Annotated in this window: 26 protein-coding genes; 18 read left to right on the top strand and 8 right to left on the bottom strand. The window is 71.7% G+C overall.

What is annotated here, in order from left to right; translation table 11 throughout:
- Positions 1–29: 29 nt before the first annotated feature.
- Entirely contained in the window at positions 30–1,193 is a 1,164-nt protein-coding gene (locus tag E9228_RS08370; protein WP_166780077.1) for a geranylgeranyl reductase family protein, read from the top strand.
- 66 nt (positions 1,194–1,259) lie between these two features.
- Here E9228_RS08370 and E9228_RS08365 read toward each other — a convergent pair whose 3' ends face one another.
- From E9228_RS08365 to E9228_RS08340, 6 genes are all read right to left on the bottom strand, one after another.
- A complete protein-coding gene (locus E9228_RS08365; protein ID WP_166780076.1) occupies positions 1,260–2,342 on the bottom strand; it encodes a hypothetical protein in 1,083 nt (360 codons plus the stop codon).
- Positions 2,343–2,497: 155 nt separating this feature from the next.
- A complete protein-coding gene (locus tag E9228_RS08360) occupies positions 2,498–3,307 on the bottom strand; it encodes a L,D-transpeptidase family protein (protein ID WP_166780075.1) in 810 nt (269 codons plus the stop codon).
- A gap of 3 nt (positions 3,308–3,310) precedes the next feature.
- Entirely contained in the window at positions 3,311–4,573 is a 1,263-nt protein-coding gene (locus E9228_RS16755; protein ID WP_208385628.1) for a hypothetical protein, read from the bottom strand.
- A gap of 116 nt (positions 4,574–4,689) precedes the next feature.
- A complete protein-coding gene (gene purB / locus E9228_RS08350) occupies positions 4,690–6,075 on the bottom strand; it encodes an adenylosuccinate lyase (protein ID WP_166780074.1) in 1,386 nt (461 codons plus the stop codon).
- The gene (locus E9228_RS08345) at positions 6,072–6,584 is read right to left on the bottom strand and encodes a low molecular weight protein-tyrosine-phosphatase (RefSeq protein WP_166780179.1); all 513 of its coding nucleotides are present in this window, start codon (positions 6,582–6,584) and stop codon (positions 6,072–6,074) included. The genes purB and E9228_RS08345 overlap by 4 nt, the downstream gene beginning before the upstream one ends.
- Positions 6,585–6,693: 109 nt before the next feature.
- On the bottom strand, positions 6,694–7,095 hold the full coding sequence (locus tag E9228_RS08340; RefSeq protein WP_166780073.1) for a phage holin family protein: 402 nt from the start codon (positions 7,093–7,095) through the stop codon (positions 6,694–6,696).
- A gap of 52 nt (positions 7,096–7,147) precedes the next feature.
- On the opposite strand from E9228_RS08340, the gene E9228_RS08335 reads away from it, so the two are divergent.
- From E9228_RS08335 to E9228_RS08310, 6 genes are all read left to right on the top strand, one after another.
- A complete protein-coding gene (locus E9228_RS08335) occupies positions 7,148–8,254 on the top strand; it encodes a histidinol-phosphate transaminase (protein ID WP_166780072.1) in 1,107 nt (368 codons plus the stop codon).
- A 5-nt stretch (positions 8,255–8,259) separates the two neighbouring features.
- Positions 8,260–9,396 carry a thiamine pyrophosphate-dependent dehydrogenase E1 component subunit alpha gene (locus E9228_RS08330; RefSeq protein WP_166780071.1) on the top strand — a complete coding sequence of 379 codons (1,137 nt, stop codon included), beginning with the start codon at positions 8,260–8,262 and terminating at the stop codon, positions 9,394–9,396.
- A gap of 86 nt (positions 9,397–9,482) precedes the next feature.
- Positions 9,483–10,442 carry an alpha-ketoacid dehydrogenase subunit beta gene (locus tag E9228_RS08325; RefSeq protein ID WP_166780178.1) on the top strand — a complete coding sequence of 320 codons (960 nt, stop codon included), beginning with the start codon at positions 9,483–9,485 and terminating at the stop codon, positions 10,440–10,442.
- Positions 10,443–10,484: 42 nt separating this feature from the next.
- Entirely contained in the window at positions 10,485–12,086 is a 1,602-nt protein-coding gene (locus E9228_RS08320) for a 2-oxo acid dehydrogenase subunit E2 (RefSeq protein ID WP_166780070.1), read from the top strand.
- 76 nt (positions 12,087–12,162) lie between these two features.
- Positions 12,163–12,738 carry a GNAT family N-acetyltransferase gene (locus E9228_RS08315; protein WP_166780069.1) on the top strand — a complete coding sequence of 192 codons (576 nt, stop codon included), beginning with the start codon at positions 12,163–12,165 and terminating at the stop codon, positions 12,736–12,738.
- Between the two features lie 110 nt (positions 12,739–12,848).
- Positions 12,849–13,586, top strand: a complete 738-nt coding sequence (locus tag E9228_RS08310; protein ID WP_166780068.1) for a GntR family transcriptional regulator — start codon at positions 12,849–12,851, stop codon at positions 13,584–13,586.
- A gap of 67 nt (positions 13,587–13,653) precedes the next feature.
- Here E9228_RS08310 and E9228_RS08305 read toward each other — a convergent pair whose 3' ends face one another.
- On the bottom strand, positions 13,654–14,106 hold the full coding sequence (locus E9228_RS08305) for a glucose PTS transporter subunit IIA (protein WP_166780067.1): 453 nt from the start codon (positions 14,104–14,106) through the stop codon (positions 13,654–13,656).
- Positions 14,103–14,339 carry a PTS sugar transporter subunit IIB gene (locus E9228_RS08300; RefSeq protein WP_110823137.1) on the bottom strand — a complete coding sequence of 79 codons (237 nt, stop codon included), beginning with the start codon at positions 14,337–14,339 and terminating at the stop codon, positions 14,103–14,105. The genes E9228_RS08305 and E9228_RS08300 overlap by 4 nt, the downstream gene beginning before the upstream one ends.
- Before the next feature lie 178 nt (positions 14,340–14,517).
- Here E9228_RS08300 and E9228_RS08295 point away from each other — a divergent pair, with 178 nt between their 5' ends.
- The 11 genes from E9228_RS08295 to E9228_RS08245 all read left to right on the top strand — a co-directional run bounded on the left by E9228_RS08295 (position 14,518) and on the right by E9228_RS08245 (position 23,001).
- The gene (locus E9228_RS08295; RefSeq protein WP_166780066.1) at positions 14,518–15,786 is read left to right on the top strand and encodes a PTS transporter subunit EIIC; all 1,269 of its coding nucleotides are present in this window, start codon (positions 14,518–14,520) and stop codon (positions 15,784–15,786) included.
- Positions 15,787–15,901: 115 nt separating this feature from the next.
- Positions 15,902–16,810 (top strand): metal ABC transporter solute-binding protein, Zn/Mn family, encoded by a 909-nt coding sequence (locus E9228_RS08290; protein ID WP_166780065.1) that lies wholly within the window; start codon positions 15,902–15,904, stop codon positions 16,808–16,810.
- A gap of 59 nt (positions 16,811–16,869) precedes the next feature.
- Positions 16,870–17,703, top strand: a complete 834-nt coding sequence (locus E9228_RS08285) for a metal ABC transporter ATP-binding protein (protein WP_341849846.1) — start codon at positions 16,870–16,872, stop codon at positions 17,701–17,703.
- Positions 17,703–18,623 carry a metal ABC transporter permease gene (locus E9228_RS08280; protein ID WP_166780064.1) on the top strand — a complete coding sequence of 307 codons (921 nt, stop codon included), beginning with the start codon at positions 17,703–17,705 and terminating at the stop codon, positions 18,621–18,623. Before E9228_RS08285 ends, E9228_RS08280 begins: the two co-directional genes overlap by 1 nt.
- Complete coding sequence (locus E9228_RS08275) at positions 18,620–19,042, top strand: Fur family transcriptional regulator (RefSeq protein WP_166780063.1); 423 nt, start codon at positions 18,620–18,622, stop codon at positions 19,040–19,042. Before E9228_RS08280 ends, E9228_RS08275 begins: the two co-directional genes overlap by 4 nt.
- 10 nt (positions 19,043–19,052) lie before the next feature.
- Entirely contained in the window at positions 19,053–19,739 is a 687-nt protein-coding gene (locus E9228_RS08270) for an alpha/beta fold hydrolase (RefSeq protein ID WP_166780062.1), read from the top strand.
- A 132-nt stretch (positions 19,740–19,871) separates the two neighbouring features.
- Positions 19,872–21,320: a lipase maturation factor family protein gene (locus E9228_RS08265; protein ID WP_166780061.1), complete on the top strand. Its 1,449-nt coding sequence runs from the start codon at positions 19,872–19,874 to the stop codon at positions 21,318–21,320.
- Positions 21,321–21,690: 370 nt separating this feature from the next.
- Complete coding sequence (gene rpmB, locus E9228_RS08260; RefSeq protein ID WP_110905118.1) at positions 21,691–21,927, top strand: 50S ribosomal protein L28; 237 nt, start codon at positions 21,691–21,693, stop codon at positions 21,925–21,927.
- Positions 21,927–22,097 (top strand): 50S ribosomal protein L33, encoded by a 171-nt coding sequence (rpmG, locus tag E9228_RS08255; protein WP_110905119.1) that lies wholly within the window; start codon positions 21,927–21,929, stop codon positions 22,095–22,097. The genes rpmB and rpmG overlap by 1 nt, the downstream gene beginning before the upstream one ends.
- 3 nt (positions 22,098–22,100) lie before the next feature.
- Positions 22,101–22,406, top strand: a complete 306-nt coding sequence (gene rpsN / locus E9228_RS08250) for a 30S ribosomal protein S14 (RefSeq protein ID WP_110823155.1) — start codon at positions 22,101–22,103, stop codon at positions 22,404–22,406.
- A gap of 307 nt (positions 22,407–22,713) precedes the next feature.
- Positions 22,714–23,001 (top strand): HU family DNA-binding protein, encoded by a 288-nt coding sequence (locus tag E9228_RS08245; protein WP_110823157.1) that lies wholly within the window; start codon positions 22,714–22,716, stop codon positions 22,999–23,001.
- Position 23,002 lies beyond the last annotated feature (1 nt).

The following is a 23,002-nucleotide window of genomic DNA, read 5'->3' as shown; positions in this document are numbered from 1 at the left end:
TCGCCGGACCGCCGGTAGGCTCTGGCCCCATGCGGGACACGGACACGGACGCGGATCAGCACTGGGACGTCGTGGTCGTCGGAGCCGGTCCCGCCGGGGCGACGGCCGCCCGGTCCGCGGCACGCGGCGGCGCACGGGTCCTGCTGCTCGACAAGGCCGTCTTCCCCCGGTACAAGACCTGCGGCGGAGGCATCATCGGCCAGTCGCGGAGCCGCCTCACCGCGCAGGCCCTCGCGACGATCGAGGCGGACCTGCCCGAGGTCGGGTTCTCGCACCGGATGGGCCGCGTGACCCGGGTCCGGACCGAGTCGCCGTTCGTCGCCATGGTGGACCGGGAGCGGTTCGACCAGGCGAACGTCGACGCGGCGACGGAGGCCGGTGTCGTGTTCCGCGACGGTGCGAACGTCCGCGCGCTCGCCGACGAGGACGGTCGCACCCGTCTGACCCTGTCGGACGGCGAGGAGCTCGTCGCGCGGGTCGTCGTCGGTGCCGACGGTTCCGGCGGTCGCGTCGGTCGGTACGTCGGTGCCGTGATGGCGGCCACCGACCTCGGCCTCGAGGTCGAGGTACCCCGTCGCCCCGAGGACGCTGCCACCGGTCTGCTCCTGGACTGGGGACCGCACCCCGGCACCTACGCCTGGCTCTTCCCGAAGTCGGACACCCTGACGGTCGGCGTCATCGAGCGGAAGGGCCACGCCGACCAGACCCGCCGTTACCTGGACGACTGGATCGAGCGTCTCGGCCTGCACCCGAGCGACCAGGACCGGAGCAGCGGTCACCTGACCCAGTGGCGCACGAGCGGTTCGCCGCTGCGACGCGGCACGGTCGTCCTCGCCGGCGAGACCGCCGGGCTGCTCGAACCGTGGACGCGCGAGGGGATCTCGTTCGCCCTGCGCTCCGGCGAGTGGGCCGGGGAGGCGGCCGCCGCACACGCCGGTGGCGACCCCGCGGCGCTCGACCGCTACGCGTCGCGGGTGCAGGCCGAGCTCGTCCCCGAGATCGTCGCCGGCGAGCAGCTGCTGCGCGTGTTCACCCGGTTCCCGGGCGCCTTCCACTTCCTCATCGCGAAGACCGGGTTCGGCCGGCGGTACTTCATCCGCTTCTGTCGCGGTGAGACGACGCTCGCCCGGGCGTTCCGACGCCGCTGGGTGCGGACGGTCACCGGCCTGTTGGCGCGCACACCCGCCAGCTGAACGGACGACGCGGGGCGTCCCTCCCGGGTGGGAGGGACGCCCCGCGTCGTCGTGGGTGACGTCGGCTCAGCCGGTGAAGGCCGCCGTCCCGGCGACCGGGGTCGCGGCGGGGGCGGTGCCGGGCACGGCCGCGGGGGTCGGCGTCGCGACCGGCGGTACGACCCCGGTGGCGGGGTCCTCGGTGATGGTCAGCGCGACGCTGACGCTGACGCCGGACTCGAGCCCCTCGAAGACCAGTCGGTACTCGCTCGAGGGCGCGGACGCCTGGAAGGTGGCCTGCCCGGCGAACGCGCCGGTCCCGTCGGCCGTGAACACGTTCGAGTCGGGGACGATCTCCAGGTCCGGCAGGAGCAGGAAGACGGAGACCTGCTCACCCGGCAGGAACCCGGTGCCGTCGACGGCCAGCCCGTTCGCCCGGAGGACCGACGGCGTCAGGGGCGTCGGGACCGCCACCGTGCCGGTCGGCTCGGGGGTGAAGTACGAGTCCGTGCCGTTGCCGAGGATGCCGGCCACCGTGCCCGGGGCGGTGCGTGCGATCGCCCCGTACCCGTTGATGGTGGCGTCCGGGGTGGTGTCGGCGATCTGCGCCTGGAACTCGGCGAGCGTCGCCGCACTGCCCGCAGCGATCGTGCCGATGACGACCGAGGAGCGCCACCGGCCGTCGACGCCCTGCGTGCCGGCCTCGGCCGCGCTGAGCACGGCCGGCGTGGTGTTGTCGGTGGAGCCGGCGAGGTCGAGGAGCAGCGCGTAGCGCGTCCCACCGGTGGCCGCGCGGAGGTCGGCGGTCGGGAGGCCGAGGCCGAACTGGGTAGCGGCGGCGCGCGAGTGGACGGCGGTGAGGTCGGTCGCCGCGGAACCGGTCCGCGCGTGCCCGACGAGCGTGCCGGTCGGCAGCGCCAGTCCGTCGACGTCCGACGTGGTCGGGCCGGTGGTGAACCAGCCGCCGGGGAACGCGCCGGGCGTCACGGTGGTGAGGTCGTCCTGGGCGATCCACTCGGCGCCGGAGCGCGGTGCGCCCTGGGCGGGCGTGGTGGCCGCAGCGGCGGTGACGGACGCCGGTGCGTCCGCACTCGCGACGGCGGGCAGGCCGACGAGGGCGGCGCTGAGGACGGACACCGCGACTGCGGTGATGACGGTGGGACGGCGCATGGGCTCGCTTCCGGGGACGGGCACCCGAGCGGGGCGCGACGCAGACCACCGGTTCCCGCGGCGATGCGGCCCCCCTGAGTCCTCGCTCAGCATAGTGAGGATCGGTCGCGGACGGAAGCACTGCGGACCGCGCCGCAGGACCCGGCCGCCGCCGGTCAGCGCACCTGCAGCGGGGTGCCGAGCGGCAGCAGCTCGGCGAGTGCCGTGATGTCGTCGTTCCGCATCCGGATGCACCCGTGCGAGGCGTCCGTGCCGATGCTCGAGGCGTCGTCGGTGCCGTGCAGCCCGATCTGCCCCGGACCCCCGCCGAAGGAGTTGAGCACGTCGGAGAACGCCGTCGTGCCGTACGCGTACGGGCCGTACCCGCCGTTCGTCGGGGCGAGCAGCTCCGTCAACGCGAAGTGCCCGACGGGCGTCGGCGTCCCTCCCGTCCCGGTCGCGACCGGGTAGCTGTCGACGACCTCGCCGGCGCGGTACAGGTCGAGCGTGTTCGTCGCCTCGGTGACGACGATCGCGTACGGCGTGGTGGACAGGCGGACCGAGGACGACGGCACCCAACCGGTGCTGCCGTTCGGGCGCTGGGCGAGCTGCACCTGCACCCACCCGTCCTGTTGGTCGGTGACGCGGAGGACGAGCGGCGCGCCGGACGGCTGCGGGTTGGCGACGCTCGTCGTGGCGGCCGCCCCCGGGGACGGGCTGACCGGGACGGCGCTGCCGGTCGCCGCGGCGACCGTCGTCGTCGCAGGCGCGTCGACGGCGTTCGGGTCCTGCGGCGCGGCGGACGGTGTCGGTGTGGGTGTCCGTGTCGCCGGGGCGCTGGCGGCGACCGCGGACCGGGTCGGGGACGGGGCACCGGTGGACAGCGTGGTCGACACGGCGACGGCGACGACCCCGGCGCAGACGACGGCCACGGCGGCGGCGACGAGGGTCGCGCGCCGCCGTGGCTCGGTCGGGAGGAACGGCAAGGGTCAGCCGGTGAAGGTCGCCCGACCCGTGACCGGGGTCGCGGCCGGGGCCGTCGCGGGGCCGGCCGTCACGGTGATCGTCGCGGCCGCACGCTGGCCCGAGGAGGCGCCGAGCAGGACGAGTGACCAGTCGCCGACGGTGGCGGCGGCGGGCAGCACGACCGTGCCGGTGACGTCACCGTCGGCGTCCGCCAGGAGGGTGCCCGGCAGTTCGTCGCCGGACTCGCCCTGCACGAGACCGACCGTGATCGTCTCGCCGGGGGCGAAGCCGGAGCCGGTGACCGCGAACCCGGTCGTCGTGGCCTGGGCGAGCGTGAGCGTCGGCGCAGCGACGGACACGGCGGCGGTCGGCTCCGGCGTGAAGTACGTCGTGGTGTCACCGAGACGCAGGCTCGCGATGCCCGCGTCCGCTGCGTCCACCGTGGCGCGGAAGGCGCGTGCACCGTCGACGGACTGCGGCGGCAGGAAGCGCTGCAGTCCGGAGCTCAGCGGCGACGTCGGTGCGGTGGAGGGAGCCACGGTCGGGGCCGGCGTCGGCGCGGTGGTCGGGGCGACCGTCGGCGCAGCGGTCGGCGCGGCCGTCGGTGCAGCGGTCGGGTCGGTCGTGGGCTCCGGGGCCGGCGCCTCGGGAGCCGGGTCGGGCTCGACGGCCGTCAGCCCCTGGCCGACGAGGCCGACCATGTAGCCGAAGACCACGCGGTCGTCGTCGGCGAGGTCGGCCGCGAGGTCGGCGGTCGACTCGTCGCCGTCGTCCTCGTACGCCCACTCGGTGCCCGCCCCGTCCAGGTCGGTCACCGCGAACGCGGTGGTGACGACCGTGGTCGGGTCGTCCGCGTCGGCGACGAGCAGTGCGACGAGCGAGTTCGTCCCCGCTTCGGCGCGCGCGTCCGCGACGACCGCCGGCAGCGCGGCGGGCGTCACGGTCTCCGAGAACCCGTGCAGCAGGTAGACGGCGGCGTCGTCCTTCGCGGTGACGCCGTCGGCCCCGAAGGTGGCGACGTCGTCGATCGAGTCGGCGGGCCCGTCGCTGCTCTCGTCGAGGCCGAACCAGGACCAGCCGGCCGGGATCGCGGGCGACTCGGACTCGATGTCGAGCGCGGTGAAGTCGTCGGCGCCGTCCGCCCACGTCACGGTCGGGGTCGCGGCGACGGTGGAGTCGTCCGCGGCGTTCGAGACGGTGGGGACGAGCGCGGCGGTGACGCCGAGCACACAGACGCCGAGGGCGGCCGCGGCGGTGCGGGAACGAAACACGGTGATGGGGTCCATCCGGTCATGGTGAGCGGGATGCAGTCGACCACGACGCCCCCCGGCCTGAGCGTTGCTCAGTGCACTGAACGTAGCAGTCCCCTGTGTATCCGCAAAGGGCCGGACGTCCGCCGGGCTCAGACCTCGAGGTGGTCGACGAGTTCGTCCGCCAGCCCCGTGTAGGTCGCCGGGGTGAGGTTCGTCAGCCGGGCCTTGGCGGCGTCGGAAACGTCCAGCCCGTTCACGAACGCCACGAGCTCCTGCCGCCCGATCCGCTTGCCCCGGGTGAGCTCCTTGAGCATCGCGTACGGGTCCTCGATGTCGGACTGCCCGGCGGTGACCTCGGCGCGGATGACGGTCTGGATCGCCTCGGCCAGGACCTCCCAGTTGTGGTCGAGGTCCTCGGCCAGGCGGGTCTCGTTGACCGCGATCTCGCCCAGGCCGCGGCGCAGGTTGTCGAGCGCGAGCAGCGAGTGCCCGAACGCGACGCCGATGTTGCGCTGCGTCGTGGAGTCCGTCAGGTCGCGCTGCAGACGGCTCGTGACGAGCGTCTCGGACAGCGTGGAGAACAGCGCCGACGAGATCTCGAGGTTCGCCTCGGCGTTCTCGAACCGGATCGGGTTGATCTTGTGCGGCATCGTCGACGACCCCGTCGCACCCGCGACCGGGATCTGCGTGAAGTACCCCATCGAGATGTAGGTCCACACGTCGGTCGCCAGGTTGTGCAGGACGCGGTTCGCGTGCCGCACCCGGTCGTACAGCTCGGCCTGCCAGTCGTGCGACTCGATCTGCGTCGTCAGCGGGTTCCACGTCAGGCCGAGGCCCTCCACGAACTCCTTCGACAGCGCTGGCCAGTCGGCTTCCGGGTCGGCGGCGAGGTGTGCCGAGAACGTGCCGGTCGCGCCGGAGAACTTGCCGAGGTACTCGCCGCGCTCGACCTGCGACAGGATCCGCTCGACGCGGTAGACGACGACCGCGATCTCCTTGCCGAGGGTGGTCGGCGTCGCGGGCTGACCGTGCGTGTGCGAGAGCATCGGGACGGCCCGGAGGCTCGTGGCCATCTCCCGCAGGCGCTCCACGACCGCGCGTGCGGACGGCAACCAGACGTGCTCGACGGCGTCGCGGACGGTCAGCGCGTAGGAGAGGTTGTTGACGTCCTCGCTGGTGGCGGCGAAGTGCGTCAGCTCGGCGACGGCGTCGAGACCCAGGTCGCTGAGACGACGGCGGACGAAGTACTCGACCGCCTTGACGTCGTGGCGTGTGGTCGCCTCGATCTCGGCGAGCTCTGCGATCTGGTCCTGGCCGAAGTCGTCGACGAGGGCACGCAGCGCGGCCTTGTCGTCGACGGACAGCGGCGAGGTCGTGAACATCGCGTGGTCGGTGAGGAACACGAGCCACTCGACCTCGACCCGGATCCGGGCGCGGTTGAGCCCGGCCTCGGACAGGTGCTCGCCCACGGTGTGCACGATCGGGTAGTACCGCCCGTCGAGCGGGCTGATCGGCTGCGGGGGAAGGGGGGTCATGGGGCTCCCTGGCGGACTGCCGGCTCGAGCTGGTGGAAGAGCGCCCGGCAGGCCCGTTCGACCGTGCTGAGCACCCGGTCGAACTCGTGTCGGTCCGCGTAGTACGGGTCCGGCACGTCGGCCTGCTGAGGCCAGGCGTCGTCGTACCGCAACAGGAGCGTCACCTTCGCGGCGTCGTCCATGGTCGGGGCCCACGAGCGCAGGATGCGTTCGTGGGAGCGGTCGAGTGCGACCACCAGGTCGAGGTCCGGGAACCGGTCCGGGTCGAACTGACGGGCGCGATGCCTGCTGCCATCGTATCCGCGTGCCGCGAGCGCTGCGATCGTGCGCTCGTCGGCCGGCTCGCCGACGTGCCAGTCCCCAGTGCCCGCGGACTGCACCACGAACCGGTCCGCCATGCCGGCATCGGCGGCGACCTGCGCGAAGACGATCTCGGCCATCGGGGACCGGCAGATGTTGCCGCTGCAGACGAAGGAGACACGGAAGGGCGACGGGGCGCCGGCGTCCATGGTCATGTGCACATCATGGCCCAGCGGCGGGCCCGGCGCGATGCCGGTCCGTCAGGCGCCACGGTGCTGCCCGGCGGCCGGGCGCCCAGCCGGTCGGACGGACGTGCGGTCAGGCGCGACCGCGGCCACCGAGCACCGGACGGGCGACCAGGCCGACGAGCCAGGCGAAGACGGCCAGCACGACGGCGCCGACGATGCCCCAGCCGAACGAGTCCACCGACAGGCCGAAGCCCAGCCCGGACGAGACCCCGGCGACGATGAGCAGCAGGACCGCGTTGACGACGAACGAGATCAGCCCGAGCGTCAGGATGTAGAGGGGGAACGCCACGATCCGGATCAGCGTGCCGATCACGGCGTTCACGATGCCGAACACCAGCGCGACCAGCAGGTAGGTCAGGACGGTCTCGACGGGACCACCGTCCCCGAAGGAGTCGACGGCGACCCCGCTCACCAGGAGCGTGGTGAGCCAGAGGGCGACGGCGTTGACGACGAGTCGGACGAGGAACCGCATGGGCCCATGATGCCCGCCCGTCCCCGGAACGTCACGCCGGTACGCTGACCCGGTGACCGACCAGCCCGCGCAGACCGTGCACATCCGACCCGAGATCGCGGTCCTGCCGCCCTACAAGCAGGGACGCCAGGCCGCTCCGGACGCCCTGAAGCTCTCGAGCAACGAGAACCCCTTCCCGCCGCTCCCCGGTGTCGTCGAGGCGGTGCACGCACAGACGGCGTTCAACCGCTACCCGGACGCGACCGCGCTGGCCGTCCGTGCGGTGCTCGCGAACCGGTTCGGCACGACCGTCGACGAGGTGCACGTCGCACCCGGCAGCGTCGCGATCCTGCACGAGCTGGCCAAGGCGACCTCCGGCCCGGGCGACGAGGTCGTCTACGCCTGGCGTTCCTTCGAGGCGTACCCGGGCGTGGTCACGGTCGCCGGTGCCACGAGCGTGCAGGTCCCCAACCGTCCCGACGGTGGACACGACCTCGACGCGATGGCCGCCGCGGTCACCGAGCGGACCCGGATGGTCCTGGTCTGCACCCCGAACAACCCGACCGGCCCGATCGTCACCGGAGCCGAGTTCGCCGCCTTCATGGACCGAGTGCCGGCCACGGTGCTCGTGGTGCTCGACGAGGCCTACGCCGAGTTCGTCACCGACGTCGACGCGGTCCGGGGCCCGGCGCTGCTGGAGCGGTACCCGAACCTCGTGGTGCTCCGGACGTTCTCGAAGGCCTACGGTCTGGCGGGCCTCCGCGTCGGGTACGCGCTCGGACCGGCATACGTCCTGGACGCCGTCCGTGCCTGCGCCATCCCGCTGTCCGTCACGGCCCAGGGACAGGCGGCAGCACTCGCCAGTCTCGAGCGCGAGGGCGAGCTGCTGGAACGGGTCGCCGAACTGGCCGACCGGCGGGACCGGATCCGCGCGGGACTGCTCGCCCAGGGGTGGGACGTGCCGGAGGCGCAGGGCAACTTCGTCTGGCTGCCGACGGGTGAGCACACCGCGTTCGCCGCCGAGGCCTTCGAGCACGCCGGGCTCATCGTCCGCGCCTTCGCACCGGAGGGGATCCGGATCTCGATCGGCGAGCACGAGGCTGTCGCAAAGCTCCTCGAAACCGCGGGTGCCGTTGTGGAACGTCTCACAACGACGGCTCCTGAGCGGCCGGTACGCTGACGAACATGTTGTTCCGCGCCGCGGCTCCTGCGACGACCCCCGTCCAGCTCCTCGATCCCGAGGGCCGGTTCGTGGAGACCGACGAGAACGCCGAACTCGCCGCCGTCGCACGAGCCCTCCCCGATGAGACCCTGCTCGCCATGCACCGTCAGATGGTGCTCACCCGACGCTTCGACCACGCTGCCGGCAACCTGCAGCGCACCGGTCAGCTCGGGCTCTGGGCGCCGAGCCACGGGCAGGAGGCGGCGCAGGTCGGTTCCGCGTTCGCGCTCCGTCCCCAGGACCACCTCTTCCCCTCGTACCGCGAGCACGCCGTCGTGATGCAGCGCGGGGTCGAGCCGATGGAGATCATCTCGCTCTTCCGCGGTCAGGCGCACGGCAACTGGGACCCGGACGCTCGCGGAAACACGCACATCTACACGCTCGTCATCGGTGCGCAGACCCTGCACGCCACCGGCTACGCGATGGGCCAGGCACTCGACGGCGTCGTCGGCACCGGCGACCCGGACATCGACGCGTGCTCGATCGTCTACTTCGGCGACGGCGCCACCAGCCAGGGCGACGTGAACGAGGCGTACGTCTTCGCCGCGTCGCACCAGGCCCCGGTCGTCTTCTTCCTGCAGAACAACCACTGGGCGATCTCGGTGCCGGTGTCGGTGCAGTCCCCGACCCCGCTCGTCGACCGCCCGCGCGGCTTCGGCATCCCGAGCATCAAGGTCGACGGCAACGACGTCCTGGCCTCGTACGCGGCGAGCCTCGTCGCCACCGACCACGCCCGCAGCGGTCAGGGTCCGGCGTTCGTCGAGGCCGAGACCTACCGCATCGGCGCGCACACCAGTTCGGACGACCCGACCCGGTACCGCGGCGACGACGAGCTCGCCGGCTGGGTCGCCCGTGACCCGATCACCCGCTCCGAGACGTACCTGCGGAGCAAGGGCGCGACCGATGCCCAGTTCGCCGAGTTCGACGCCGAGGGCGAGCAGATCGCCGCCGACATCCGCACCCGGACGAGCGCCCTGCAGGACCCGCCGATGGAGGCGATGTTCGACAACGTCTACCGCGAGCCGCACCCCCGCATCGACGAGCAGCGCGCATGGCTCCGCGACTACGAGGCCGGCCAGGACGCAGGAGCCCACGCATGAGCACCACCGAGCAGCTCTTCGACTACACGCTGCGTTCGCACCCCGGTGCGGGCGAGGTGCCCGAGGACCCGACCCCGACCCTCCCGATGGCCAAGGCACTCAACGCCGGCCTGGCGAAGGCGATGGAGTCCGACGACAAGGTCCTGCTGATGGGCGAGGACATCGGCCGTCTCGGCGGCGTCTTCCGCATCACCGAGGGCCTGCAGGACCGCTTCGGCGCCGACCGCGTCCGGGACACCCCGCTCGCCGAGTCCGGCATCGTCGGCACCGCGATCGGCCTGGCGCTCCGCGGGTACCGCCCGGTCATCGAGATCCAGTTCGACGGGTTCGTGTGGCCCGCCTTCAACCAGATCACCTCGCAGCTGGCGAAGATGGCGAACCGGCTGCCGGCGCACATGTCGCTGCCGATCGTGATCCGCATCCCCTACGGCGGGCACATCGGAGCGATCGAGCACCACCAGGAGAGCCCGGAGACGTACTTCGCGCACACGCCGGGTCTCCGCGTGGTCAGTCCGAGCACCCCGAACGACGCCTACTGGATGATCCAGGAGGCCATCGCGTCGAAGGACCCGGTCGTCTTCTTCGAGCCGAAGTCGCGCTACTGGCCGAAGGGTCAGGTCGACCTGGTCGACGGGCACGTCCCGATGCACACGACCCGCGTCGCGCGCACCGGTACCGAGGTCACCCTCGTCGGGCACGGCGCGATGGTGGCGACGCTCATGCAGGCCGCCGACATCGCCGAGGCCGAGGGCACGAGCTGCGAGGTCGTCGACCTCCGCTCGATCTCGCCGATCGACTGGGAACCGCTGCTCGCCTCGGTGCGCAAGACCGGTCGCCTGGTCATCGCGCAGGAGGACTCGGGCTTCATCAGCGTCGGCAGCGAGATCGCCGCGACCGTCTCCGAGCGGGCGTTCTACACGCTGCAGGCCCCGCCGCTGCGCGTCTCCGGGTTCGACATCCCGTTCCCGCAGTCGAAGCTCGAGCACTTCCACCTGCCCGACGCCGACCGCGTCCTCGAGGCCGTCGACCGCGCCCTCGCCTACTGACCCGCACTTCCCGTACGAACGAACCCTGCTGAAGGAGCCGACGTGGCCGTCGCCGAATTCCCCCTGCCCGACGTGGGGGAGGGCCTGACCGAGGCCGAGATCGTCCAGTGGCGTGTCGCCCCCGGTGACGAGATCGCCGTGGACCAGGTGCTCGTCGAGATCGAGACCGCGAAGTCGCTCGTCGAGCTGCCGTCGCCGTTCGCCGGCACCGTCACCGGCCTGCTCGTCGCCGAGGGTGACACCGTCGAGGTGGGCAGCCCGATCATCCGCGTCGAGTCCGACGTGGCTGCCGAGCCGGTGGGAGGCACGGCCCCCGCCGCCGACACCGCTGCCGTCGCGCCGACTCCGGCTCCGGCAGCGCCGACCCCGGCCAGCGCTCCGGCCGCGCAGGCGCCCGCACCCGCTGCGGCTGCGCCCGCACCCGTCGCGCAGACCCCGGTCCCCGCCCCGGCCGCTCCGGCTCACGCAGCTCCGGCCCCGGCAGCTCCGGCTCACGCCGCCGCTGTCCCCGCTCCGGCCCAGGTCGCCGTGGACGCCGGTGTCGTCGGCTCCGACGAGGGCTCCGGCGCCGTGCTCGTCGGCTACGGGTCCGCGACCTCCGCGCCGTCCCGCCGGAAGCCGGGTGCCCGCCGGGCCGCGGCCGCCGCTGCCGAGGCGAGCCGCGCCTCCAGTCGGGAAGCCGACCTGTCCTTCGTGACCGACGACGGCGAGGCGAGCACCGCCGACGCCGTCGCCGCGCAGGGCCGACGTCCGGCGCGTCCGTCGATGCCGAGCGCCTCGGCGCTGCAGGTGATGGCGAAGCCGCCGATCCGGAAGCTCGCGAAGGACCTGGACGTCGACCTGACCACGGTCGTGCCGACCGGACTGGCGGGCGAGGTCACGCGCGACGACGTCATCCGCCACGCCCAGCAGGCGAGCGTCTTCCGCAACATCGAGACGCCCGAGTGGGGTGGTGTCCGCCAGGAGACGATCCCGGTGAAGGGCGTCCGCAAGGCCATCGCGACCGCGATGACCACCTCGGCGTTCACGGCCCCGCACGTGTCGCTGTTCGTGGACGTCGACGCGACCCGCACGATGGAGTTCGTCAAGCGGCTCAAGGACTCGCCGACGTTCGCCGGGGTGAAGGTCAGCCCGCTGCTCATCATGGCGAAGGCCGTGATCTGGGCGGTGCGCCGGAACCGCTCGGTGAACTCGTCGTGGACCGACCGCGAGATCATCGTCCACCACTTCGTGAACCTGGGCATCGCGGCGGCGACCCCGCGCGGTCTGATCGTGCCGAACATCAAGGACGCGCAGGACATGTCGCTGCTCGAGCTGGCGAAGGCCCTCGAGGAGATGACCATCACCGCCCGCGACGGCAAGACGAGCCCCGCGCAGATGGCCGACGGCACGATCACCGTCACGAACATCGGTGTCTTCGGCATGGACACCGGCACGCCGATCCTCAACCCCGGCCAGGTCGCCATCGTCGCCATGGGCACGATCAAGCCGAAGCCGTGGGTCGTCGACGGCGACGTGCGTTCGCGCATGGTGACCACGATCGGCGCGTCGTTCGACCACCGTGTCGTCGACGGGGACGTGGCCTCGCGCTTCGTGCACGACGTGGCTTCGGTCATCGAGGAGCCGGCGCTGCTGCTCGACTGAGCGTCCGCCGGTCCGGGTCGCGCGGACTTGGTGTGCCGTTCACGCCGATGTCGGCGGAGCGGGGGATGATCAGGACATGGTCCACCAGCTGCTCGTGCCGCAGCAGGAGATCCGGACGGGTCGCCTGGTGCTCACCGCCGTGACGCCCGCGGACATCGACGCGGTCCACGAGTTGTTCTCGGACGCGCGGACCTGGACCCACCTGCCGGCCGGTCGCCACACCTCCCGCGCCGAGACGCAGGACCTGGTGCAACGCAAGATCGGCGGCCGGGTGCGGCACGGGCTCGGCTCGTGGGTGGTCCGCGCGGCGGACTCCGGTGTCTTCCTCGGCATCGGCGGTGTCGACCTCACGGCCGGCGGCGTCTGGAACCTCGGGTACCGCCTGGCTCCGGAGCACCACGGACACGGCTACGCGACCGAGGTCGCCCGGGCCGCGGTGGACGCGGCACACGCTCTGCTGCCCGACGTCCCGGTGACCGCACGGGTGCTCACGAACAACCCGGCCTCCGCGCGCGTGCTGGCCCGGGTGGGGCTGGCGCAGGTCTGGCAGGGCCCGACCCGGACCGCGGCGCCCGAGGGGGTCGCGTGCCAGGCGTGGAGCGACCGGACGCTGACGCCGGCGCAACTGGACTGGCTCGCCGCCAACGCCTGACGGGCCGCCCAGGCAGGTGCCGGAGCGGTTGCATGCGCCCGCCCGGCCGGTACTGTGGGTGAACTGGTCATGTCCGCACAGGACCACCTGATCCACCACGAGGAGTCCGCTTGTCGAGCCGCATCACCGAGGGTGCTGAACCGAAGCACCAGCAGCTGCGGCGGATCCTGCTCGACCAGATCACGACCCGCCTGGCGCCGGGTGCTGCGATCCCCTCGGAGCGGCAGCTGATCGCCGAGTACGGCGTCTCCCGCATCACCGTGCGTGAGGCCCTGGGTCAGCTGGTGAACGAGGGGCACCTCGAGCGTGTCCGCGGCAAGGGCACCTTCGTCGCGAACCGACCGATGCAGTCGACCCTGCACCTGGCCTCGTTCACCGAGGAGATGCGCGCGATGGGGCACGTGCCGACGACGGTCGTGCTCATCCGGGAGGAACGCGTCCCGCCCGCCGCGACGGTCGCCGCCCTGCACCTCGGGGACGGCGAGACCGCGCACCACCTCAAGCGGCTGCGGATGGCCGACGGTGCACCGGTGTCGGTGGACGACGCCTGGCTCGTCGCGGACGTGTTCCCGGGGTTGCTCGACCACGACCTGTCGGGATCGGTGTACTCGATCGCGGCCGACGTGTACGGGCACCCGATCGACCGGGCGCAGCAGACGGTGGCCGCGAACCCGGCCACCGACGACGTCGCGACGCTGCTCGGCACGAAGACCGGGGCGCCGCTGCTCGAGTTCGACCGGGTGTCGTACTCGGGGCCGCGGGCGGTCGAGCACGCGCGCAGCTGGTACCGCTCGGACCGCTACCGGGTGCAGATGGAGGTCACGGCCTCCCGTCCGGTGGCGGTCTGACGCGGACGGGCCGGGAGCGAGCAGGTGCGCGCTCCCGGCCCGTCCGGTCGTCGGGGTGGTCGGTGGGTCAGACCTCGAAGAGCGCGTCACCCTCGGCGACGGTGGTGCCGACCGTGCCCTGGGGCACCGAGTCCGGCGTCGACCCGAGGACGACCACGGGGACGACGGGCGAGTAGCCCGCCGCGGTGATGGCCGCGGGGGTGAACCGCACGACGGGGTCGCCAGCGGCGACGGTGTCGCCCTCGGCCGCGAGGAGCGTGAAGCCCTCGCCCTTGAGCTTCACGGTGTCGATGCCGACGTGCACGAGGACGTCGGTGCCCGCGGCGCCCTGCAGCGCGAACGCGTGCGGGTGGAGCTTGACGATGGCGCCGTCGACCGGGGCGACGGCGGTGACCTCACCGGATGCGCCGGTCGGGTCGACGGCGACGCCCGCGCCGACGAGCTGTTCGGCGAACACCGGGTCCGGGACGTCGGAGAGACCGACGACCGGGCCGGCGAACGGCGTGCGGACGACCGTCACAGTTCGTCCTGGATGTCCTGCGCCAGGTTGTCGGCGATCGGCCCGACGATGACCTGCCAGCCGGTGCCGCCACCGACGACGGCCTGGGCCCCGGCGGCCTTGAGGGCGTCCTTGTCGACGAGGTCGCCGTCCTCGACCTCGACGCGGAGGCGCGTGATGCAGCCCTCGACCTCGTCGATGTTGTCGGTTCCGCCGAGTGCGGCGATGATGTCGGCAGCCTTGATGTCAGCCATCTGTTTCCTCCTCGTTACGGGTTCGCTCACAGGTTGACATGCAGTCCACGGTCATCGACACTACGAACTGGTCATGACCGGACAGGACCGGACCTGGCGACACTGCCGAGGGTACCTGCGCCGTCCACGCGACTCAACTCACCCCGAACAGCTCCACCCGATGACGAGAGGAACTCCGATGAGCACCGCTGCCACGACGGACGTGCCGGAGAAGAAGACGCCGAAGAAGCAGTCCCGCTTCTTCGCGAATGCCCAACGGCTGGGCCGGAGCCTGCTGCTCCCGATCGCGGTCATGCCGGCCGCGGGCATCCTCAACCGGATCGGGCAGCCCGACCTGCTCGGTGCGATCCCCGGATTCGAGACCGGCGCCAGCGTCATCGGTTCCGCCGGCAACGCGATCTTCACCTGGCTGCCCCTGCTCTTCGCCGTCGGCATCGCCATCGGCTGGGCCAAGAAGTCGGACGGCACCACGGCGCTCGCCGCGGTCGTCGGCTACATGGTCATGTACGAGGTCTTCAAGACCATGTCACCGATCGTCCTGGCGGGCGTGAAGGACTCGGCCGGCAACCAGGCCACGATCAACTTCGGTGTCCTCGGCGGCATCGTGATGGGCCTCGTCGCCGCCGGGCTGTGGCAGAAGTTCCACCGCACGAAGATGCCCGACTTCCTCGGGTTCTTCTCGGGTCGCCGTCTGGTCCCGATCCTCACCGCGGCCGCCGGTCTCGTCATCGCCGTGCTGATGTCCTTCGTCTACCGGTACTTCGACATCGGTCTCACCTGGGTCGGCGAGCAGGTCACCTCGCAGCCGGTCGTCGGTGGCGGGGTCTTCGGGTTCGCGAACCGCATGCTCATCCCGGTCGGTCTGCACCAGCTGCTCAACTTCTTCCCGTGGTTCCAGCTCGGCAGCTTCGCCGGCCCGAACGGCGCCGTCTCCGGCGACATCCCGCGCTTCCTGGCGGGCGACCCGACCGCCGGCATCTTCCAGACCGGCTTCTTCCCGATCATGATGTTCGCCCTGCCCGCCGGTGCCCTGGCGATCTGGCGCAACGCCCGCCCGTCGCAGCGCAAGCTCGTCGGCGGCATCATGCTCTCCGCCGCGCTGACGTCCTTCGTGACCGGCATCACCGAGCCGCTCGAGTACTCGTTCATGTTCGTCGCCTGGCCGCTCTACGTCATCCACGCGGTGCTCACCGGCACGTCGCTGGCGCTCGTGAACGCGCTCGGCATCCACGACGGGTTCTCCTTCTCGGCGGGTGCGATCGACTACGTGCTCAACTTCGGCAAGGCGCAGGGTGCGATCTGGCTCATCCCGATCGGTCTGGCGTACGCGGCGGTGTACTACTTCCTCTTCAGTTTCGTGATCAAGAAGTGGAACCTGCGGACGCCGGGTCGCGAGCCGGAGGACGAGATCGCCTCGTCCTCGGTCGACGACCTCACCAAGGCGTAGCCGCGACGCGACACACGCATCACGGGAGGCCCGGTGCCAGCTGGCACCGGGCCTCCCGTCGTCGCTCGCTCGCCGATTTTGACAATCGTTCTCATGTAGCGCTAGCGTCGTCGACATGCACACCCGACTCCTCGCCCTGCCGCTCGTCGCCGGCGCCGCCGCGCTCGCCCTGACCGGGTGCGCGACCTCGCCCGGGTCGTCCGACTCCGGCGACGGCACGGTCCGCGTGGTCGCCTCGACCAACGTCTACGGCTCGATCGTCCAGAGCATCGGCGGCGACCACGTCGACGTCACGAGCATCCTCGCCGACCCGTCGCAGGACCCGCACTCGTTCGAGTCGAGCGCCAAGACGCAGCTCGCCGTGTCCAAGGCCGACCTGCTCATCGAGAACGGCGGCGGTTACGACGACTTCATGACCACGCTGGCGAAGTCCTCGGACACCGACGCGCCGACGATCAACGTGGTCGAGCTGTCGGGGCTCGACACCGGCGGGTCGGACGAGTTCAACGAGCACGTCTTCTACAGCTACCCGACGATGGTGAAGCTCGTGGCCGAGGTCTCCGAGCGCCTGGCGAAGCTGGACAGCGAGGACGCCACGACGTTCCGGGCCAACGCGAAGACGCTGACCGGCAAGCTGCAGGAGCTCGAGTCCCAGACCGCCTCGGTCGAGAAGACCGTCGACGGCGAGAAGGTCGCCTACACCGAGCCCGTGCCCGGGTACCTCTTCGACGCCATGGGCCTCGACAACGTCACGCCGCCGGACTTCTCCGAGGCGATCGAAGAGGGCGACGATGTCCCGCCCGCCGCGCTCAACGACACCCTCAAGCTCCTCGAGAACGGCCAGGTGGAGCTGCTCGCCGTCAACGAGCAGACCTCGAGCGCCGAGACCGAACAGGTCGAGAAGGCCGCCGAGAAGGCGGGCATCCCGGTCGTCGGTGTCACGGAGACGCTCCCGAAGGGGGAGGATTACGTCTCGTGGCAGCAGGCGAACATCGACGCGGTGACGGCGGCGCTCCAGAAGTGACGACGACCCTCCAGGATCCGGACCGGACCGCCACTGCCGAGCGCAGTGGCGGTCCCGCCGTGCTCGCGCTCCGTGACGCCGGGCTCGCGTACGGCAGCCGTCGGCTCTGGGACGGGCTCGACCTCGACGTCCAGCCCGGCGAGTTCGTCGCCGTGCTCGGGCCGAACGGCGCCGGCAAGACCTCGCTGCTCCGGACGGTCCTCGGCCAGCAGCGCCTGACGAGCGGCTCGATGTCGTTCCTCGGCCGCCCGGTCCGCCGCGGTCACCGGAGGATCGGCTACATCCCGCAGCAGCGGCTGATGGACTCCGGCACCCCGCTGCGCGCCCGCGACATGATCGCGCAGGGTGTCACCGGGCACCGCTGGGGCATCCGGCCCGAACGCCGTGCCGAGCGTGAGCGCATCGACCGCATCGTCGACGAGGTCGGTGCCACCGCGTTCGCCGACGCACCCGTCGCCGAACTCTCGGGTGGCGAGCAGCAGCGCACGCGCGTCGGACAGGCCATCGCTGCCGACCCGGCCCTGCTGCTCTGCGACGAACCCCTCATCTCCCTCGACCTCCGGCACCAGCGCGGCGTCACCGAGCTCATCGACCGCCAGCGCCGACAGCAGGGCGCCGCGGTGCTGTTCGTCACCCACGACGTGAACCCGATCCTCGACGTCGTCGACCGGGTCCTCTACATCGCCGGCGGCCGCTTCCGGATCGGCGCCCCCGACGAGGTCCTGCGCGCCGACGTCCTCAGCGACCTGTACGGCACGCCCGTCGACGTCGTCCGGACCATGGGCCGCATCGTCATCGTCGGCGCGAGCGACGCCCACGACACGGCGGGCGACGGGCACCACCACTGCGAGCCCTCGCCGCACACCACCACCCCGGACGAAGGACGGATCTGATGGACCTCTGGTCGACCGTCTTCTCGTTCCAGGACTACGGCGAGCTGCTCGTCCTGGTGCGCAACTCGATCATCGCGGGCGCCGTGCTCGGCGTCGTCGGCGGGCTCATCGGTCCGTTCGTCGTCGCCCGGAACATGCCGTTCGCGGTGCACGGCATCAGCGAGCTGTCCTTCGCCGGGGCCAGCGCGTCCCTGCTCCTCGGCGTCAACGTGGTCAGCGGCTCGGTCGTCGGGTCCCTCGTCGCCGCCCTGCTCATCGGACTGCTCGGCAGCCGGGCCCGCGACCGGAACTCGATCATCGCCGTGCTGATGCCGTTCGGGCTGGGCCTCGGCATCCTCTGCCTGGCGCTGTACAAGGGGCGGGCCGCGAACAAGTTCGGGCTGCTCACCGGCCAGATCGTCTCCGTCGACACCCCGCAGCTCGGCATGCTCGTGGCGATCGCCGTCGTCGTGGTCCTCATCCTCGCGGTCATCTGGCGTCCGCTGATGTTCGCCTCGGTGGACCCCGACGTCGCCGCGGCCGCCGGCGTCCCCGTCCGCACCCTCGGCCTGGTGTTCATGCTCGCGCTCGGACTGGCGACCGCGGTGTCGGTGCAGATCGTCGGCGCGCTCCTGGTGCTCTCGCTGCTCGTCACCCCGGCCGCCGCAGCACTGCGCGTGACGGTGAACCCGGTCCTCGTGCCGCTGCTCTCCGTCGTCTTCGCCGTGACCTCCGTCGTCGGCGGGATCCTCCTGGCCCTCGGCGGCGGTCTGCCGATCAGCCCGTACGTCACCACCATCTCGTTCCTCATCTGGGTCGTCTGCCGGGTGCTCGGCGCCCGGAAGGAGCGCCGTGGACGCGACCGCGTGACGGCGCGGGAGCAGCACGTCGACGGTGGGGCGGGCCTCCCGACCGCACCGCAGCGAGGAGTCGCAACATGAACGCCGTCCAGAAGCCACGACGCAACACCTGGCAGCGCGAAGCGGTGCGCGGGGCACTCTCGGAGACCGAGGGGTTCGTCAGCGCGCAGTCGCTGCACGCCCACCTGCGGGACGGCGGCTCCACGATCGGGCTGGCGACCGTCTACCGGGCGCTGTCCGACCTGGCGACGGAGGGCGACGCCGACTCGTTGCAGCAGGACGGCGAGTCCCTGTACCGGGCGTGCACGACCGACAAGCACCACCACCACCTGATCTGCCGCGTCTGTGGACGGACCGTGGAGATCCAGGCCGACCCGGTCGAGGAGTGGGCCCGAGCCACCGCCGCCGCGAACGGGTTCTCGAACGCCAGCCACGTCGTCGACGTGTTCGGCGAGTGCGCCGAGTGCACCGCGCGTGCCGCTGTCCGAGGTGACGCGTAGTCTCCGCGACATGCACGTGATCCTGGTCCCCGGGTTCTGGCTCGACGCGAGCGCGTGGGACGACGTCGTCCCGGTCATCCGCGCGGCCGGGCACACCGTCGACGCCGTCACCCGGCACGGCACCACGCTCGACGAACAGGTCGCCGACCTGGTCGCCCGGGTCGATGCCGCCCCCGAACCCGTCGTCCTGGTCGGCCACTCCGGCGCCGGCCCGATCGCGTACATGGCAGCCGACCAGCGGCCCGACCGGGTGCTGCGCCTGGTCTACGCCGACACGTTCCCCGGGCCGGACGGCGGCTGCGTCAACGACGAACTGCCCGTCGTCGACGGACTGGTGCCACTGCCGTCGTGGGACATCTGGGAAGCCGCGACCCTGCGCGACATGACGCCGGAGATCCGCGCTGACCTCGAACTGCGGGCGGTCCCCGAACCCGAGCGGGTCACCTCGGACCGGTTCCACTACGGCGACCCGGCGCGGCACCGGATCCCCGCCACCGTCATCACGTGCGAGATCGCCCCGGACGAGTTGGCGGGCATGGTCGCGGACCACCAGGTCTGGGCCGCCGAGCTCGTGGCGACCGAGGAGCTCGAGATCGTCGGGCTGCACACCGGGCACTGGCCGATGTCCACCGCGCCGCAGGAGCTCGGCGCGCTCATCGTGCAGGCGCTCGCCCCGCGCCCGACCGACGGCGTTTGATCCGCCCTGTCGGCGGCGCCTGCCCGTCCTGCTGGCGGCGCCCGCCCGTCCTCCTGACGGCGCCCGCCCCGTCCGGCCGGACCACGCGGTCTCGGGGTGTCCCTCCGGCGCACCCCGCGTAGCGTCCGGCCCGTGGACCTGCAGGCATGGACGGGATGGGCGGGCGCCGGGGACTACGACGTCGCCCGCTTCGTCCTGCAGCGCGGCGTCGCGGCGATCGCGTGCCTGGCGTTCCTGTCCGCCATCGCGCAGTTCCCGGCGCTGCTCGGCGAGCACGGCCTCCTGCCCGTCCCGCGGTTCATGGAGCGTCGGTACGCGCAGTCGCTGCCCGTGGTGTGGCGGTGGTGGCGGTACACCGACCGGCGGCTGCGGATCCTGGCCGGCGGCGGGGCGGTGCTGTCGCTGGCGGTCGTCGTCGGGCTGCCGCAGCGGGGGCCGGCGTGGGTGCCCGTGCTCTGCTTCCTGCTGCTGTGGCTGGCGTACCTGTCGATCTCGGACGTCGGGCAGACCTTCTTCGCCTTCGGGTGGGAGTCGCTCCTGCTCGAGTCGCTGTTCATCGTCGCGTTCCTCGGGTCCGAGCAGGTCGCGCCGCCGATCGTGGTGCTCATCGCCGTCCGGTGGCTGGTGTTCCGGCTCGAGTTCGGCGCCGGCATGATCAAGATGCGCGGGGACCGGTCGTGGCGGGACCTGACCGCGCTGTACTACCACCACGAGACGCAGCCGATGCCGAACCCGATGTCGCGCACCGCCCACCTGCTGCCCCGGCCCGTGCACCGGCTCGAGACCCTCGGCAGCCACGTCGTCCAGCTCGGTGTGCCGTTCCTGCTCTTCGCGCCGCAGCCCGTCGCCTCCGCCGCGGCGGCGCTCGTGCTGCTCACCCAGCTGTGGCTCGTCGTGACGGGCAACTTCGCCTGGCTCAACTGGATCACGCTGGTGCTCACGTTCGCGGCGGTCGACGACCGGTCGATCGCGGCGGTGTTGCCGTTCCTCCGGAACCTCGTGGAGACCGGGCCGACCGCCACGCCGCTCTGGTTCGCGGCGCTGACGGTCGCCGTCGGGGTGCTCCTGCTGGTGCTGTCCTGGCCCTCCGCGAAGAACCTGGTCTCGCGCCGACAACTCATGAACGCGTCGTTCAACCGGTGGCACCTCGCCAACGCGTACGGGGCGTTCGGCAGTGTCACCCAGCAGCGCGACGAGGTGGTCGTCGAGGGAACGCTCGCCGAGGAGCCCGACGAAGCCGACTGGCTGCCCTACGAGTTCGCGGGGAAGCCGGGGGACCCGCGTCGTCGGCCGGCCCAGTTCGCGCCGTACCACCTGCGGCTCGACTGGATGATGTGGTTCCTGGCGCTCGGTGCGGACGACGGCTGGTTCCGGGTGTTCGTGCTCCGCCTGCTCGAAGCCGACCGACCGACGCTCCGGCTGCTGCAGCACGACCCGTTCGACGGGCAGCGACCGCGGTGGGTCCGGGCGCGGGTGTTCCGGTACCGGTTCGCGACCCGAGCGGAACGTCGGCAGACGGGGCTATACTGGATCCGGCAGGAGCGCGGGATCCTGCTGCCGCCCTCGGGCCTCCGGCGCTGACCCGGCATCCAGCGTCGCAGCTCGCCGCCCCTCCCGGACCGGAGGCTCGGCTTGCGACGCGCCCGGCCGTCGCGTAACGTGGGCCGCTGGTTCTCCGCGCCTGCGCGGAGCGCCCGTTGTTCTGCCCTCCGACCGTCGCGAACGCCGCGGTCGCGTGGTACCGGATCCGAGCCTCCCGGCCCGGATGTGCTGACCCTGGTCGACCTCGTCGATCCGGACCGCCGCCGGTCTGGGCGGTGCGCACACCCCCTCGCCGGGCTCCTCGATCCAGCCGTTCCGATGGCTGGATCCGATTGTCCAGCGCGTGCGCATCAGGCAAGTGACCTTGGGTGCAGCCGGATGGCTGCACGGTATTCATCAGGAGGAAACCATGGCTGCAGTGTGCCAGGTGACCGGCGCCGTTCCCGGCTTCGGTCACAACATCTCGCACTCGCACCGTCGGACGAAGCGTCGCTTCGACCCGAACGTGCAGAAGAAGACCTACTACGTGCCGTCGCTGCGTCGTAACGTGACGCTCAACGTCAGCGCCAAGGGCATCAAGGTGATCGATGCTCGCGGTATCGAGTCCGTCGTGGCGGGCATCCTCGCCCGTGGGGAGAAGATCTGATGGCGAAGCGCGGTCAGGACATCCGTCCGATCATCAAGCTCCGTTCCACCGCGGGTACCGGGTTCACGTACGTGACCAAGAAGAACCGCCGGAACAACCCCGACCGTCTCGTGCTGAAGAAGTACGACCCGGTGGTCCGCAAGCACGTCGACTTCCGTGAGGAGCGCTAGGCCATGGCGAAGAAGAGCAAGATCGCGAAGAACAACCAGCGCGCCGTCATCATCGAGCGCTACGCCGAGCGTCGCCTCGAGCTGAAGAAGGCCCTCGTCGACCCGAACGGCACCGACGAGTCCCGCGAAGCGGCCCGCGTCGGCCTGCAGAAGCTGCCCCGCGACGCGTCGCCGGTCCGCTACCGCAACCGTGACGCCATCGACGGTCGCCCCCGTGGCCACCTCGGTGAGTTCGGCATCAGCCGTGTCCGCTTCCGCGACATGGCCCACCGTGGTGAGCTCCCCGGCATCACGAAGAGCTCCTGGTAACCACCGGTTCTCCACGACGCCCCCGCGACCTCTCGAGGTCGTGGGGGCGTCGTCGTTGTCCGAGGGACGTCATCCGCCGACTCCGGGCAGCACCACGGTCGTCACATCCGCCACTCCAGCCACTCCTGTTGCTCGGGAGGCCCGGAAAACCGGGCGAGTCGACCAGAAACCCCGGAACCGGCTGGTAGGTTCATCAGCGGTTCCACGGGCCCCTGGCCCGACCGGGCCCGCAGCACGGGGCAACCGCCCCGGGCATCCGGACGTTCCGCGTCCGACCCATACGCAAGAAGTCCGAGGAGGACATCCAATGGCTGACAAGTCACTGAACCGCACCGAGCTCGTCGCTGCCGTCGCCGCCGAGTCCGGCCAGAGCCAGGCCACCGTCAACGGCGTCGTCGACGCGCTGTTCGCCGTCGTCGGCAAGTCCGTCGCGGACGACACCAAGGTCACGATCCCGGGGTGGATCGCCTTCGAGAAGACCCACCGCGCCGCCCGCACCGGCCGCAACCCGCAGACGGGTGAGGCCATCGAGATCGCCGCGAGCGACTCGGTCAAGGTCAGCGCCGGCAGCAAGCTCAAGGCGTCGGTCAAGTAAG

The organism is Curtobacterium salicis (assembly GCF_011759505.1).
In the GTDB taxonomy this organism is placed as follows: Bacteria; Actinomycetota; Actinomycetes; order Actinomycetales; family Microbacteriaceae; genus Curtobacterium; species Curtobacterium salicis.
This window is presented reverse-complemented; position numbering and strand designations above follow the sequence as displayed.

What these genes read in the sequence shown, in the direction of transcription:
- E9228_RS08340 (WP_166780073.1), bottom strand. Translation starts at nt 7,095, where the DNA reads ATGCGGTTCCTCGTCCGACTCGTCGTCAACGCCGTCGCCCTCTGGCTC.
- E9228_RS08330 (WP_166780071.1), top strand. Translation starts at nt 8,260, where the DNA reads ATGTTGTTCCGCGCCGCGGCTCCTGCGACGACCCCCGTCCAGCTCCTC.
- E9228_RS08270 (WP_166780062.1), top strand. Translation starts at nt 19,053, where the DNA reads ATGCACGTGATCCTGGTCCCCGGGTTCTGGCTCGACGCGAGCGCGTGG.
- E9228_RS08370 (WP_166780077.1), top strand. Translation starts at nt 30, where the DNA reads ATGCGGGACACGGACACGGACGCGGATCAGCACTGGGACGTCGTGGTC.
- rpmB (WP_110905118.1), top strand. Translation starts at nt 21,691, where the DNA reads ATGGCTGCAGTGTGCCAGGTGACCGGCGCCGTTCCCGGCTTCGGTCAC.
- E9228_RS08290 (WP_166780065.1), top strand. Translation starts at nt 15,902, where the DNA reads ATGCACACCCGACTCCTCGCCCTGCCGCTCGTCGCCGGCGCCGCCGCG.
- rpmG (WP_110905119.1), top strand. Translation starts at nt 21,927, where the DNA reads ATGGCGAAGCGCGGTCAGGACATCCGTCCGATCATCAAGCTCCGTTCC.
- E9228_RS08295 (WP_166780066.1), top strand. Translation starts at nt 14,518, where the DNA reads ATGAGCACCGCTGCCACGACGGACGTGCCGGAGAAGAAGACGCCGAAG.
- E9228_RS08365 (WP_166780076.1), bottom strand. Translation starts at nt 2,342, where the DNA reads ATGCGCCGTCCCACCGTCATCACCGCAGTCGCGGTGTCCGTCCTCAGC.
- E9228_RS08345 (WP_166780179.1), bottom strand. Translation starts at nt 6,584, where the DNA reads ATGGACGCCGGCGCCCCGTCGCCCTTCCGTGTCTCCTTCGTCTGCAGC.
- E9228_RS16755 (WP_208385628.1), bottom strand. Translation starts at nt 4,573, where the DNA reads ATGGACCCCATCACCGTGTTTCGTTCCCGCACCGCCGCGGCCGCCCTC.
- E9228_RS08315 (WP_166780069.1), top strand. Translation starts at nt 12,163, where the DNA reads ATGGTCCACCAGCTGCTCGTGCCGCAGCAGGAGATCCGGACGGGTCGC.
- E9228_RS08325 (WP_166780178.1), top strand. Translation starts at nt 9,483, where the DNA reads ATGGCCAAGGCACTCAACGCCGGCCTGGCGAAGGCGATGGAGTCCGAC.
- E9228_RS08280 (WP_166780064.1), top strand. Translation starts at nt 17,703, where the DNA reads ATGGACCTCTGGTCGACCGTCTTCTCGTTCCAGGACTACGGCGAGCTG.
- E9228_RS08300 (WP_110823137.1), bottom strand. Translation starts at nt 14,339, where the DNA reads ATGGCTGACATCAAGGCTGCCGACATCATCGCCGCACTCGGCGGAACC.
- E9228_RS08275 (WP_166780063.1), top strand. Translation starts at nt 18,620, where the DNA reads ATGAACGCCGTCCAGAAGCCACGACGCAACACCTGGCAGCGCGAAGCG.
- E9228_RS08245 (WP_110823157.1), top strand. Translation starts at nt 22,714, where the DNA reads ATGGCTGACAAGTCACTGAACCGCACCGAGCTCGTCGCTGCCGTCGCC.
- rpsN (WP_110823155.1), top strand. Translation starts at nt 22,101, where the DNA reads ATGGCGAAGAAGAGCAAGATCGCGAAGAACAACCAGCGCGCCGTCATC.
- purB (WP_166780074.1), bottom strand. Translation starts at nt 6,075, where the DNA reads ATGACCCCCCTTCCCCCGCAGCCGATCAGCCCGCTCGACGGGCGGTAC.